The sequence below is a fragment of the Lachnoclostridium sp. An169 genome (genome assembly GCF_002160525.1).
Taxonomy (GTDB): Bacteria; Bacillota; Clostridia; order Lachnospirales; family Lachnospiraceae; genus Mediterraneibacter; species Mediterraneibacter cottocaccae.
Window position 1 is genome coordinate 23,940 of sequence record NZ_NFKT01000017.1, and the last position, 13,412, is coordinate 37,351.

A 13,412-nucleotide genomic window follows, 5' to 3' on the forward strand; every position below is an offset into this window, starting at 1 on the left:
TCAGAAAAGCTTCACAATATCATTGAACATTACAAAGATCATGAGAACCATCAGAGCGGCAAATCCTGCAAAGTGAACCATTCCTTCCTTCTCCGGAGGAATCCGCTTTCTGCGGATGGCCTCTATGATCAGGAACACCAGACGCCCGCCGTCAAGAGCCGGAATCGGCAGGAGGTTCAGAACCCCCAGGTTGGCGGTCAGCAGAACACCGAAATTCAGGACATTCAGGAAAATCGCACCGATTCCTGCCGGCGCGGAGGCTTCATAGACCTCCCCCACCATGCTGACGATCCCCACCGGTCCGGAAAGATCCTGCACACCTACCTGCCCGGTGACCAGCATGCGCACGCTCTCTATGGTGTATGTGATCCAGTACCGCACCGTGTAGACACTGTACTGCATCGCGCCCAGGAATCCTGTCTTCTCCTTGCCGCCGCTTGTCACGCCAAGACGCGGGGAGGCATCCCCGTCCAGCTGGCGAAGCTCCAGGTCAGCCGTGTACTCTTTTCCGTCCCGCTCGTAGACGATCTCATAAGTCTTCTCATCCGGATGCGCCAGAGTATAGAGACTTAAATCATCCCAGATATACACATTTCTGCCGTTGATCTCTTTGATCACGTCTCCCGCCTGCATTCCCTGTTCTTCCGCAGAGTATCCGGGACTGACTTCCGTGACCTCCGGCGAGCGGTATCCCACACACAGGATAATAACAATACAGAAGATCCATGCCAGAATCAGGTTGAACAGCGGTCCCGCCACGATGACGGAAATCCGCGCCCACACGGACTTGCTGTTGAAGCTTCCTTCCGACATGTCGTCCGCATCGTCCTCCCCCATCATGCACGCTCCGCCGAAGGGAAGAAGCTTCAGGGAAAATTTGGTCCCGCCGATCTCTTTTCCGATCAGCGTAGGTCCCAGTCCCAGTGAAAATTCATCGACACGGATTCCGTTTAGTTTTGCCAGTGTAAAATGACCCAGCTCATGGAATATGATAATAAAACTGAAGAGCAGGATCGCTATGATAATGCCCATAAATCACCACCTGTTTTTAATAAATTCATATGTTTCCTGTTCCGTCTTTAGTATCTCTTCCACTGTCGGATTTTCAATCACCCGGTGCTGTTCCATACAGGTGCCGATGATCTCCGGTATCTCAAGGAACCGGATCTTCCGGTCCAGGAACATCGCTACAGCCCGCTCGTTTGCCGCATTGAGTACAGTGGGGAGCGATCCCCCTCTCCTTGCAGCCTCGAAGGCAAGCTTCAGTCCGGTAAATGTCTCAAGGTCCGGTTTCTCAAATGTGATCTCCGTCAGCGTGGAAAAATCCAGTCTCTCTCCCGGCAGATATCTCCGCTCCGGATAGTAGAGCGCATACTGGATCGGAAGCTTCATATCCGGAGTTCCCAGCTGTGCGATCACGGCGCCGTCCTCATATTCCACCATGGAATGAATGATACTCTTCGGCTGCACCACCACCTGAATCTGGTCCGGCGTAACGCCGAAGAGCCATTTTGCCTCGATCACTTCCAGGCCTTTGTTTACCATTGTAGAGGAGTCGATTGTGATCTTCTTTCCCATTGCCCAATTGGGATGCTTTAAGGCGTCCTCCACCTGAATATTCTCCAGCTCGCTTTTCTTCTTTCCCCGGAAAGGCCCTCCGGAAGCGGTCAGAAGAATCTTGTGAAGTGCTTTTCGCTGTCCGCCCTGGAGACACTGGAAGATAGCGCTGTGTTCGCTGTCCACCGGAAGGATGGACACGCCTTTTTCCGCCGCCAGCGGCATGATAATATGTCCTGCCGTAACCAGCGTCTCCTTGTTGGCCAGGGCAATGTCTTTTCCCGCCTTAATCGCCTCGATAGTAGGAAGGATCCCGATCATTCCCACAATGGCTGTCACCAGGATCTCTGCTTCCGGCTCGGAAGAGACGGCAAGCAGTCCGTCCATGCCGCAGAGCACCTTTACGTCCAGGTCGCGGATGCGCTCCCTCAGCTCCCGCGCCCTCTCTTCACTCCATACTGCCGCAAGCTTCGGGGAGAATTCCCGGATCTGCTGCTCCAGAAGATCGATGTTATTCCCCGCTGCCAGCGCAGTCACTCTGATATCTCCGTTGTTCCTTACGATTTCCAAAGTCTGGGTTCCGATGGAACCGGTGGAACCCAGTACTGCAATCTTCTTCATATGTCTGTTTCCTCTTTGATTATTCTTTGCCTTTTTCAGAGCAGGATCGCCAGATAGTATATGATCGGCGCAGTGAAAATGACACTGTCGAACCGGTCCAGGATCCCGCCGTGTCCGGGAATCAGTTTCCCGTAATCCTTAATGTTATGGTAGCGTTTGATGGCAGACGCCGCCAGATCACCGACCTGTGAGATTGCGCCTCCCACAGCGCCAATCAGCGCAAACTCCGCAATATTAGCCCCTGCCGAGCCCCAGTGGTTAATTGCAAGCGCATAGAGCAGGCCGATCAATGCAGCTCCAACAATGCCGCCGATACCGCCCTCCACCGACTTCTTCGGGCTTAACACCGGCGCCATCTTATGCTTTCCGATGAGCATCCCCACACAGTAGGCGCAGGTATCGCAGCCCCAGGAGCAGACAAATACCAGCCACACGGTAAATACGCCCCCCGGCAGAATCCGCGTCTGATAAATATAGGAAATCATGACCGCCACATAAAACATCCCGAAAAATGCCGCCATGATCTGCTGCGTGTTATATTTCGGATAAGCAAACACCAATACCGCCATCTGACAGATCAGATATGCCATAAAAAGCATCATGAACCAGTTCAGCTTCTCTCCGGGGAGAAGCGGCTCAAAATACAGGATCAGATAATAACCCACCGCAAAAATATACCCCAGTATTCCCGGAGGTTTTTTCTCGATGCCGAACACTTTATAGAGCTCTGTCATTCCGATCAGGCTGATGGCAAGCAGCACGGCAAACAGAAGGTTTCCTCCCGCGATCAGCGTTACCAGGGCGATGATCATTAACAGTATTCCACTAAGCAACCGTGTTTTAAACATGATCTCTAAGCCTCCTCAACCGCTCCGAAACGTCTGTGTCTGTGATTATATTCCTCCACAGCTTTCTCAAGCTCCTTTTTCGTAAAATCCGGCCACGGAACATCCGTAAAGTAAAATTCCGAATAGGCAAGCTGCCAGAGCAGATAGTTGGACAGCCGCTGTTCGCCGCTTGTGCGGATCATCAGGTCCGGATCCGGGATTCCCGCAGTATCAAGATAGGAGGCAAATACATCTTCTGTGATCTCTGCCGGATTCAGCTTTCCGTCTGCGCAGTCCTGTGCCATCTTTTTCGCCGCCCGGGTCAGCTCGTCCCGGCTTCCGTAATTGAGGGCGATGGTAAAATTCAGCCCGCCGTTGTTCACCGTCGCCTCCTCCAGCTCCCGGATTCTCGTGCGGATATCCTCATCCAGCGGCTCGATATCACCGATCACCCGGACTTTCATATCGTTTTTCGCCGCCGTCTTCAGGCAGGTCTTCATATAATTGCGGAGCAGCTTCATCAGAGCGTCCACCTCGTCTTTCGGGCGGCTCCAGTTCTCCGTGGAAAAGGCATACACAGTCAGGTACTTGATCCCCATGCGCCAGGCTTCCTCACAGATTCTCTCCACATTTTTGCTTCCCTGGGCATGGCCGTAATTGCGGGGCATTCCTTTCGCCTTTGCCCAGCGGCCGTTCCCGTCTAATATGATCGCAATATGCTGTGGTACTTTCATCTTCGTTCTCCTTACCGAATTATAAATCTGGTCATACAAAAGACTAAATCTGCTCATGCAAAAGAGGGCTCTGGTAATAAAAGCCCCCTTTTTCTTCTCTCACAAAGCAGTTTATACTGTCATGATCTCCTTTGATTTTGCCTCAATCATCCGGTCTACCTTCTCCACGTACTTGTCCGTCAGCTTCTGAAGGCCGTCCTCAAGATCCTTGATGCCGTCCTCGGAGATCTCTGTTCCTTTCAGTTTCTTAAACGCCACGTTACCGTCCCGGCGGATATTCCTGAGTGCAACTTTGGCAGCCTCGCCTTTCTTCTTTACGTCCTTGGCCAGTTCCTTTCTGCGCTCCTCCGTAAGTTCCGGGAAAATCAGACGGATGGATGTACCGTCATTGGTCGGATTGATGCCGATATCCGATGTCAGAATCGCCTTTTCAATCGCCTTGAGCATACTCTTCTCCCAGGGCTGGATCTGAATCATACGCGCCTCCGGAACAGACACGTTCGCCACCTGCTGAATCGGTGTCGGCGCTCCGTAGTAATCTACTACCAGCTTGTCCAGCACATGTGGATTCGCCCGTCCCGCACGGATCGTAAGGAGTTCTCCGTCGAGGTTGTTGATCGTCTTTGTCATCTTGCTGTCATATGCCTGTAATTTTTCATCCATATTTCAAATCCTCCTATACTGTTACTTTTGTCCCTGTGAAATTACCCTTCATGGTCTCCACGATACTGTTCTCTTCATTCAGCCCGAACACAAGCATGGGCATTTTATTCTCCAGACAGAGTATGGACGCTGTCAGATCGACTGCCGCAAGCTTCTTATCTATGACTTCCTGGATAGAAACCTGATCGTATTTTACCGCCGCAGGATTTACCTTCGGATCGCTGTCATAGATACCGTCGATTGCCTTGGCAAGCAGCATGGCGTCCGCCTCGATCTCAATGGCACGGAGCACCGCTCCTGTATCGGTGGAGAAATACGGATGTCCCGTTCCTCCTGCAAAGAAGATTACCTTACCTTCCTCCAGGGCAGCCACAGCCGCATCCTTGGAAAACAGGCTGGTAAATGCTCCGCACACAAACGGGGTAAACACTTCCGTCTTCATCCCCACATGACGGAAGATCTCGGAGACATAAATACAGTTCATGACTGTCGCAAGCATCCCGATCTGATCCGCCTTCGTCCGATCAATGGTTTCGCTTGTCCTTCCTCTCCAGAAGTTGCCGCCGCCTGTCACAATAGCGACCTGAATCCCGTCATCGACAAGCTGCTTTACCTGTTCTGCGACGCCGATGCAGGTAGCCTCGTCAAATCCTGTCTTTTTCTCACCCGCAAGCGCCTCGCCGCTGAGCTTCAATAATACTCTTTTCATACTGTATGGCTCCTTTGTCTCTCTGCTTTGCGCAGCGCCGCCTCTTCCGCCGGCGCTGTCCTAAAATGAAGTATAACATAAGTTTTCTAATTTGTCATGTACATATCCGGCATCTCTCACATCTGTGATGACCGTCAGCTTATCCCCCGCCATGAGCCCCGTTCTGCCCCGGGGGATCAGCTCCTTTCCGTCACGCTCCACTGCCACCAGAAGGCAGTTCTTCGGCCAGGTAATATCGCTGACCTTCTTCCCCTCCAGAACTGATCCGCTCATGATGACAAACTCGCTGAGCACCTTTTCCCGTCCGGTAACATTTTCCCGTCTGGCGCCTTCTTCGTCCCCGGAACCGTCCGCCGCGCCGCCGTCTCTTCCATCCTCCTTTTTTCCGCTTAGGATTCTTCCAAGAAGGCTCTCATAGATGGGCTCCGATTTCAGGAGATGGGCCGTGATGTAGGCCGCCACGGAGACGATCGCCAGGGAGAGCATCTGGCTGACGGAACCGGACATCTCAAAAAGAAGGATAATCCCGGTAATCGGAGCGCGCACAATCGCCGTGAAGAATCCCGCCATGGAGAGAAGGACAAAATTGTTCATATACACCGGGTCCAGACCGAAGAGAGCTGTCCCCGTCATGGAGAAGATGCCTCCGATCAGCGCACCGAGGATCAGAAGCGGGAAGAAAATGCCTCCCGGTGCCCCGGAACCGAAACTGACTGCGGAGAAAAGAAATTTTACAACAAACGTGACGATCAGCCCTCCAAGCAGCATCTCCCCTCCGGTCAGTGAGACGATCAGATCATTTCCGCTGCCGAGGACAGAGGGCATGACCAGTCCCAGCCCCCCTGCTGTCATGAACGCGATGACCAGACGTCCGGTCCCGGTTAGGAATTTCGGTTTTTTATAGAGATCCTGTGCTGCCAGCATTCCTTTATTATAGAGAGCTCCCATTACGCCCAGGATAATCCCGAGAATCACGAGGAGCCAGTAATAATTCTGGGGCAGCACATGTTCCAGGCGGAACTGAAACACCGGATCAAGTCCGATGATGTGGGAACAGATATAATCTGCTGTCACCGAAGCAGTCATAACCGAGATCAGAATGCTTGTGGAAAATCCCTTGTGAATCTCCTCCAGAGAAAACATCATGCCCGCAAGGGGCGCATGGAAAGCCGCCGCAAGCCCTGCGCTTGCCCCGCATGTCATCAGATGGTTCTCTTCCGTCTTTCCCCGGTCGAGGAGGCGGGAAATTCCCTGTCCCGTCATGGCGCCCAGCTGGATAGACGGACCCTCCCTTCCCAGGGAAAGTCCTCCCAGAATACACAGAAAACCTCCCAGGAATTTCGCCGGGAGGACTTTCTTCCAGTTCTCTGAGAGCTTTCCCATGATCTCCCCTTCGATCTGGGGGATTCCGCTTCCCGAGATCATCGGCTCCCACTTCACAAGCCTTCCGACGATCAGAGCAAGCACGAACAGCACCAGGAACCAGCCCGCAATCCGCAGAGGATGTCCGCTGATAAATGCGAGCACTGACTTCAGCCACTGCCCTGCGAACGTGAGCGCCACACGGTACAGCAGGACCACAAGACCGGCAGCCGCGCCCACCAGAAGCCCTTCCCCGATCAGCAGAACAGGAAGGCGCCGGACTCTGTCCAGGGTATGTGAAGTATCTTTCTTCATAATTCTCTCTCCATTTCTTTTCAGCCAACACTTCCGTACTCTGCTCAGCAGAGGATTCCCGACAGGAGCACAGTGATCAGTCCGCAGATTCCGATCGCCAGACCGCTCATGGCGCCCTCCACCTCGCCGATCTCTACCGCTTTTGACGTACCCACCGCATGGCTTGACGCACCGATTGCCAGACCTGCCGCCACCGGATCACTCACACGGAAGACACGGATCAGAAGCGGTGCAAATATGCTTCCCAGAATACCGGTAAAGATCACTGCTGCCACGGTAATTGAAGGCGTACCGCCGGAAGTCCCGGCAATGCTGACAGCGATGGGTGTGGTAACGGATTTCGGGAGAAGGGATGCCGTCAGGTTCTCATTCAGCCCGAAAAGGCGGCACATCAGATACACGCTTCCCATAGATGCAGCCGAACCGGCCGCGCACCCCGCCAGAACCGGCAGCCAGTATTCCTTCAATATCTGTTTCTTTGCATAGACTGCCACAGCAAGACAGGCTGTCGCAGGGGCGAGGAACATGTCGATTACCGTTCCTCCCACATCATAAGAATCATAGGGAATATGAAAGATCAGAAGCACCCCTGCCACCAGGACAACAGCGATGACAAGCGGATTGCACAGCGGGGTTCTGAGCTTACGGTTCAGCTTCACTCCCACCCAGAACGCTGCCGCACTGATGCCTGCTCCGAAATAGGGAGAGGACGTCAGTTCATTTATTACACTGCTTATCCCGCTCATGACTTTCTCCTCCTTTCTTCTGCCGCATTTCTTCCGGCAGTCATTCTACCGGCCGTCAGTCTCACCACCGCTTTCACCACATATGCAGTCACCGCAAATGTGACAACCGTGGAGATGACACAGACCGCAAGGATCTGAAGCACATTGTTTTTCAGAATGTCAAAATAATTGATGATGCTCACACCTGCCGGCACAAAGAAAAACGCCATGTTTTCCAGGAGGAAATCCGCCTTTTCCTGAACGTGCTCCACTTTCAGTATTCCTGTCACCAGACAGAAAAAGAGAAGAAGCATTCCGATCACGCTTGCCGGGAATGAAAAGGGCAGGAATCTCTCCACCACCTCGCTGATCCAGCATACTGCAAATATAATTCCTACCTGTCTGATAATCTTCATAATCCCATCACACTCTCTTCCTTACTTTATCTTTGGCTGTAACTTTGCTGTCTCTTTTATCCACCGATGTATAAAGATACCACCCGGCATATGGCATGTCAACGACATTCTGTCGATTTCTTCCAAAATGCGTAACAGTTCAGCTTGACATTCCCCTTACAATATTTTATGATACATATGTTTTCGTACTTTAAACAACTAAAATTTTACAGTGCGAAGTTATAAGTGATAATTTTTATCAGCTTTCAATTTTGAATAACAAATGTAAATACCGGAGGATTACAGCTATGATTATTGTATTAAAGCCACACACAAGTGAAGAAAACATTACACGTGTGGAGAACCTGGTTAAAAACCGCGGTCTCGACACACATGTTGTACGCGGTACGGAGATGACCATCATCGGATGTATTGGAGACACCACGCTGATCGACCCGAGACTGTTCGAGGTGGACAGCAGCGTTGATAAGGTCATGCACGTCCAGGAGCCTTACAAACTTGCCAACCGTGCATTCCACCCGGAAGACTCCGTCATCGACGTATCCGGAGTCAAAATCGGCGGCGGTCATGTAGGGCTGATCGCAGGTCCCTGTTCCGTGGAATCTTTCGAACAGGTTCTGGAAGTTGCAAAGGCAGTCAAGGCATCCGGAGCGAATCTGCTCCGGGGCGGCGCGTTCAAGCCGAGAACCAGCCCCTACTCCTTCCAGGGTCTGGGTCTGGAAGGTCTGGACATTCTCTGCGCAGTAAAAGAAGAGACCGGTCTTCCCATCGTGACAGAGCTAATGTCCCCCCAGTATCTGGATATCTTCAATGAGAAAGTAGACCTGATCCAGATCGGCGCCCGCAACATGCAGAACTTCGATCTTCTGAAACAGCTCGGACAGGTTGACCGCCCGATTCTCCTCAAACGCGGACTCAACGCAACCTATGAAGAGTGGATCATGTCCGCAGAATACATTATGGCGTCCGGCAACGAAAACGTCATTCTCTGCGAGCGCGGTATCCGTACATTCGAGACCTATACAAGAAACACCCTGGATCTCCAGAGCATCCCGGTTCTCCGCAAGAAAACCCACCTTCCGGTGGTCGTTGACCCTAGCCACGCAGGTGGAAAATGGTGGCTTGTGGAGCCTATGGCAAAAGCTGCCATCGCAGCAGGGGCGGACGGCCTTATGATCGAGGTACACAATAATCCGGAGTGTGCGCTGTGCGACGGCGCCCAGTCGCTGAAACCCGAGAAATACGACTCCCTGCTCAAACAGGTAAAACAGATTGCAGAAGTTGTAGGAAAAATCCTGTAAAAAGTTTTTTGCATACAAGGAGTATCTCATTATGAAACTGACAGTAAATTTAGGAGATAACAGTTATCCGATCTATATTGACCGGGGCATTCTTCCCAGAGCCGGGGAGTATGTATCACAGTTTTTCCACGGGAAGCGGATCATGATCATCTCTGATGACAACGTATTTCCTCTTTACGGGCAGACACTCACCGATTCCCTGGCGGAGTCTGGCTATGAGTGCCACAGCCTGGTACTCCCCCACGGGGAGCCTACAAAAAGCTTTGATTCCCTGCCCGGTATCTATGCCGCGCTGCTTCAGGCAAAAATGACAAGAAGCGACCTGGTGGTTGCCCTGGGCGGCGGGGTCATCGGCGACCTGGCAGGCTTTGCTGCGGCGAGCTTCCTGCGCGGCGTAAAGCTTCTTCAGATCCCCACCTCCCTGCTGGCACAGGTGGATTCCTCTGTGGGCGGGAAAGTGGCGGTTGATCTTCCCCAGGGAAAAAATCTTGTGGGAGCATTCTTCCATCCGAAGATGGTGCTCATTGACCCGGACGTGCTTGATACACTGCCCGCTCATTTCATCAGCGATGGAATGGGCGAAGTCATCAAATACGGGTGCATCAAAGATGCGGAACTGTTCCGGACGCTCTGCGCCCATACCTCTTTTGAGGACCTGAAGAGCGATCTCGTCTCCATCATCGCCCGGTGCGTGGATATCAAGCGTGTCGTTGTGGAGGCGGATCAGTTCGACACAGGGGAACGGATGCTTCTGAACTTCGGTCATACCCTGGCCCACACACTCGAGCAGTATTATCACTATGAGCGGGAAAGCCACGGGGAAGCGGTAGGCATCGGCATGTACCACATCACAAAGATTTCCGAGGGAATGGGCCTTACAGCGCCGGGCTGCGCGGAGCAGATCCGGCATGCCCTTGAGATCTACGGTCTTCCCGTATCCTGCGGTCTTCCCGTAGAATCGCTGATCGAAGCCATCACCCTGGACAAGAAAAACCTGAACGGGAAACTGAACGTTGTGCTGCTCCGCGAAATCGGTGACAGCTATGTATATCCCACAGATGTTTCTTTCTTCAAAGACGCAGGGGTTATCTGAAAAAATCAGCAAGATATAACAAAGTGAGGCAATCTGAGAACTGTGATTTATATGCGAATATATTATAACAGCCTATTGGTTCGTAAGAACAGCGGCAGGAGTTGATTTTCCTGCCGCTGTTTCACTTAAGCCAAAAATATATTGACATTTTTCTATATGTTACATATAATAACACATAGACATTTATCTATGGGCGGTGGTTGAGAAAGATGGATGAAAAAAGAATTGCGGCAATTTTCAAAGCGTTTTGTGATGAAAACCGCATTAGAATTATAAAACTGCTGCGTTCAGGTGAAAAATGCGCCTGCAAGCTGTTGGAAGAAATTAATGTCTCGCAGCCTACGCTTTCCCACCATATGAAAATTCTTTGTGACTCTGAAATAGTTGTCGGGCGCAAAGAGGGGAAATGGACACACTATTCTATTTCAGAAAAAGGTGTGGAGCAGGCAAAAGAATGTTTGCGGCAGTTGACAACACCTGATGTCGAAAGCGAAAACAAGTCGTGCTGTGAAAAGTGAGGAAGTTTACTGATTACTTTTCCGCACGGCTTATATTCGGGACAACAAATCGATATATTTCAATACAACTATATGAAAGAGGCTTTTTATGGAGACATTAAAAACAATTTGGGACTTTTTTCAAAATGAAATCCTCGGTATGAACTGGCTGAATCATCTCATTGAAACATTTTTGAACGCTTGCGGGTTAGATACCACAGGCAAAACAGGAGGAAGTATTCAGTTTTTCATCTATGATACTGTAAAAATTATGGTCCTGCTCGGTGTTTTGATTTTGATTATCTCGTATATTCAAAGTTATTTCCCGCCCGAAAGGACAAAAAGAATACTAGGCAGATTTCACGGAATATGGGCTAATATCATCGCAGCCCTGCTCGGTACGGTAACACCGTTTTGCTCGTGTTCCTCTATCCCGTTGTTTATCGGGTTTACAACCGCAGGCTTGCCGCTTGGCGTTACATTCTCCTTTTTGATTTCTTCGCCAATGGTTGACCTCGGAAGTCTTGTCTTACTGATGAGTATTTTCGGCTGGAAAGTTGCTGTTTTATATGTAATATTCGGTTTAGTTATCGCTGTAACAGGCGGAATTCTAATCGAAAAATTGCACCTCGATAATCAAGTGGAAGAATATATCCGAAACGGCCACTCGATTGACATTCCACAAGAAGAACTGCATTTCAAAGACCGTATGAAATTTGCGTGGGAACAGGTCGTTGAAACTGCCAAAAAGGTTGCGCCATATGTTTTGATCGGCGTGGGCATTGGTGCTATCATTCACAACTGGATTCCTGAAAAATTTATTGTCAAAGCACTTGGCGAAAATAATCCCTTCGGTGTAATTATTGCTACGATAGTCGGTATTCCGATGTATGCGGATATTTTCGGTACGATCCCGATTGCGGAGGCTCTGCTGGCAAAGGGGGCGCTGCTCGGCGTTGTCCTTTCCTTTATGATGGGCGTTACAACGCTCTCGCTCCCTTCAATAATTATGCTTCGCAAGGCAGTCAAGCCGAAGCTGCTCGGCATTTTCATTGGAATCTGTGCGGCTGGTATTATTATTGTAGGCTATCTTTTCAACGCAATACAATATTTAATTGTTTAATTTAGGAGGTTGTCATTATGGCATTATTTAACTTTGGAAAGAAAAAGGAAGAAGATTGCTGTCCTGATTTGAAAGAGGGCGAAATCTGCTGTATCAAAGTGTTAGGGACAGGTTGCAAATCCTGTCACGAACAATTTGAATACACAAAGCAGGCGATAAAGGGTATGGGACTTGACCTGGAGGTCAAATACATTACCGATATGCAGAAAATAATGAAATACGGGGTTATGAGTATGCCTGCCCTTGTTGTCAATGAAAAGGTTGTCGCTATGGGCAAGGTTCTGAAAGCCGCTGATGTAGTTGCTCTGCTGCACAAGCTGGGGTTTTAACGATGGGTAAGAAAAAGTCTGCCAGAACAGAAACGAAATCACAAATCAATCAGGACACTATCGGCTTTTGGTATGGCGGCTCCCTCACATTTTATCCTGTCATGATTTCTGCTCTGTCAGCATTTTTATTCTGTCAGCATTTCCTACAGTACTTCCCAGGGATCTTCTTTTCCCTCCGCCCGGAACATGCAGCTCTCGATGGAATGTTTCACCATATCGCTCACTGCCTGATCCGTGTAAAACGCCATATGAGGCGTCACAACCACATTCGGGAATCCTCTCAGTATATAGAGATCTCTCTTGCTCAGCATATCGGATTTCAGATCATAATAATACATTCCGAACTCATCCTCAATCACATCCAGTCCCGCAGCCCCTACTTTTCCGGATTCCAGGGCACTGATCAGCGCCTTCGTGTCAATCAGCCCGCCCCGGGCGGTATTGATAATCACCACTCCATCCTTCATCTTTGCAAAGGCATTCTCATCGAGCAGATGAAAATTCTCCTCTCCCAGAGGCATGTGAAGCGTGATCATATCACACTCCCGGAAAATGGTATCCAGATCCGCATACTGCGCATGTTCTTTCACAGACTCATTCTCGTATTTGTCATAAGCATAGATCCGGCATCCGAACCCGGAGAGATCACGGATCACCGACCTGCCGATCTTCCCGGTCCCAAGCACTCCCACCGTGAAGTTCGGCATCTCCCGTCCCTGGATTCCCGGGAGAGAGAAGTCATTGATCTCTGCCCGCTGCATGATTCTCTTCATCTTACGGATGGACATGAGCATGAGCATCACCGTGTAATCCGCCACACATTCCGGGGAGTAGGACACATTGCTCACATGGATTCCGTACTTTCTCGCCGCATCCAGATCCACATGGTCGTACCCGATAGTACGGGTGGAGATCATCTTTACTCCCAGTTCGTGAAACCGCTTCATCAGATCTGCATCAATCCTGGAAGTGATAATACTGACATACTCGTATCCTTCCGCCAGATGCGCATTTTCCAGTGTGGGCGCATCCGTGCAGATTCCCAGTTCCACTCCGTATTCTTTTGCAAACTTCTGAAAATACTCCGCCTCGTCAAATTCTCTGTAATTGTATACAAAAATCTTCATCTTGTTCTCACCT

Annotated in this window: 15 protein-coding genes; 5 read left to right on the plus strand and 10 right to left on the minus strand. The window is 50.5% G+C overall.

Translation table 11 applies throughout. The features are described from left to right. The 9 genes from rseP to B5F07_RS12640 are packed head-to-tail and all read right to left on the minus strand — an operon-like array spanning position 1 to position 7,929. Positions 1-1,032 (minus strand): RIP metalloprotease RseP, encoded by a 1,032-nt coding sequence (gene rseP, locus B5F07_RS12600; RefSeq protein ID WP_087161644.1) that lies wholly within the window; start codon positions 1,030-1,032, stop codon positions 1-3. A gap of 3 nt (positions 1,033-1,035) precedes the next feature. Further along, a complete protein-coding gene (locus B5F07_RS12605; protein ID WP_087161645.1) occupies positions 1,036-2,178 on the minus strand; it encodes a 1-deoxy-D-xylulose-5-phosphate reductoisomerase in 1,143 nt (380 codons plus the stop codon). A gap of 35 nt (positions 2,179-2,213) precedes the next feature. Next, positions 2,214-3,026 (minus strand): phosphatidate cytidylyltransferase, encoded by an 813-nt coding sequence (locus tag B5F07_RS12610; protein ID WP_087161646.1) that lies wholly within the window; start codon positions 3,024-3,026, stop codon positions 2,214-2,216. A gap of 5 nt (positions 3,027-3,031) precedes the next feature. Further along, the gene (locus B5F07_RS12615; protein ID WP_275533121.1) at positions 3,032-3,796 is read right to left on the minus strand and encodes an isoprenyl transferase; all 765 of its coding nucleotides are present in this window, start codon (positions 3,794-3,796) and stop codon (positions 3,032-3,034) included. A gap of 54 nt (positions 3,797-3,850) precedes the next feature. Further along, positions 3,851-4,402 (minus strand): ribosome recycling factor, encoded by a 552-nt coding sequence (gene frr, locus B5F07_RS12620; RefSeq protein ID WP_087161648.1) that lies wholly within the window; start codon positions 4,400-4,402, stop codon positions 3,851-3,853. Positions 4,403-4,415: 13 nt separating this feature from the next. Further along, the gene (gene pyrH / locus B5F07_RS12625; RefSeq protein ID WP_087161649.1) at positions 4,416-5,111 is read right to left on the minus strand and encodes a UMP kinase; all 696 of its coding nucleotides are present in this window, start codon (positions 5,109-5,111) and stop codon (positions 4,416-4,418) included. Positions 5,112-5,171: 60 nt separating this feature from the next. Next, entirely contained in the window at positions 5,172-6,788 is a 1,617-nt protein-coding gene (locus tag B5F07_RS12630; RefSeq protein WP_087161650.1) for a ClC family H(+)/Cl(-) exchange transporter, read from the minus strand. Positions 6,789-6,832: 44 nt separating this feature from the next. After that, positions 6,833-7,534 carry an LrgB family protein gene (locus B5F07_RS12635; protein ID WP_330397812.1) on the minus strand — a complete coding sequence of 234 codons (702 nt, stop codon included), beginning with the start codon at positions 7,532-7,534 and terminating at the stop codon, positions 6,833-6,835. Continuing rightward, entirely contained in the window at positions 7,531-7,929 is a 399-nt protein-coding gene (locus B5F07_RS12640) for a CidA/LrgA family protein (protein WP_087161651.1), read from the minus strand. The genes B5F07_RS12635 and B5F07_RS12640 overlap by 4 nt, the downstream gene beginning before the upstream one ends. Positions 7,930-8,216: 287 nt before the next feature. Between B5F07_RS12640 and aroF the strand changes: the two genes are divergently transcribed. The 5 genes from aroF (at position 8,217) to B5F07_RS12665 (ending at position 12,272) form a co-directional block, all read left to right on the plus strand. Further along, a complete protein-coding gene (aroF, locus tag B5F07_RS12645) occupies positions 8,217-9,230 on the plus strand; it encodes a 3-deoxy-7-phosphoheptulonate synthase (RefSeq protein WP_087161652.1) in 1,014 nt (337 codons plus the stop codon). Positions 9,231-9,261: 31 nt separating this feature from the next. Beyond that, positions 9,262-10,323 (plus strand): 3-dehydroquinate synthase, encoded by a 1,062-nt coding sequence (gene aroB, locus B5F07_RS12650; RefSeq protein WP_087161653.1) that lies wholly within the window; start codon positions 9,262-9,264, stop codon positions 10,321-10,323. Positions 10,324-10,532: 209 nt separating this feature from the next. Next, positions 10,533-10,841 carry an ArsR/SmtB family transcription factor gene (locus B5F07_RS12655; protein WP_087161654.1) on the plus strand — a complete coding sequence of 103 codons (309 nt, stop codon included), beginning with the start codon at positions 10,533-10,535 and terminating at the stop codon, positions 10,839-10,841. A gap of 88 nt (positions 10,842-10,929) precedes the next feature. After that, positions 10,930-11,943 carry a permease gene (locus B5F07_RS12660; protein WP_087161655.1) on the plus strand — a complete coding sequence of 338 codons (1,014 nt, stop codon included), beginning with the start codon at positions 10,930-10,932 and terminating at the stop codon, positions 11,941-11,943. Between the two features lie 17 nt (positions 11,944-11,960). Then, positions 11,961-12,272 (plus strand): thioredoxin family protein, encoded by a 312-nt coding sequence (locus B5F07_RS12665; RefSeq protein ID WP_087161656.1) that lies wholly within the window; start codon positions 11,961-11,963, stop codon positions 12,270-12,272. A gap of 143 nt (positions 12,273-12,415) precedes the next feature. Here B5F07_RS12665 and B5F07_RS12670 read toward each other — a convergent pair whose 3' ends face one another. Then, entirely contained in the window at positions 12,416-13,399 is a 984-nt protein-coding gene (locus tag B5F07_RS12670) for a D-isomer specific 2-hydroxyacid dehydrogenase family protein (RefSeq protein WP_087161657.1), read from the minus strand. Positions 13,400-13,412 lie beyond the last annotated feature (13 nt).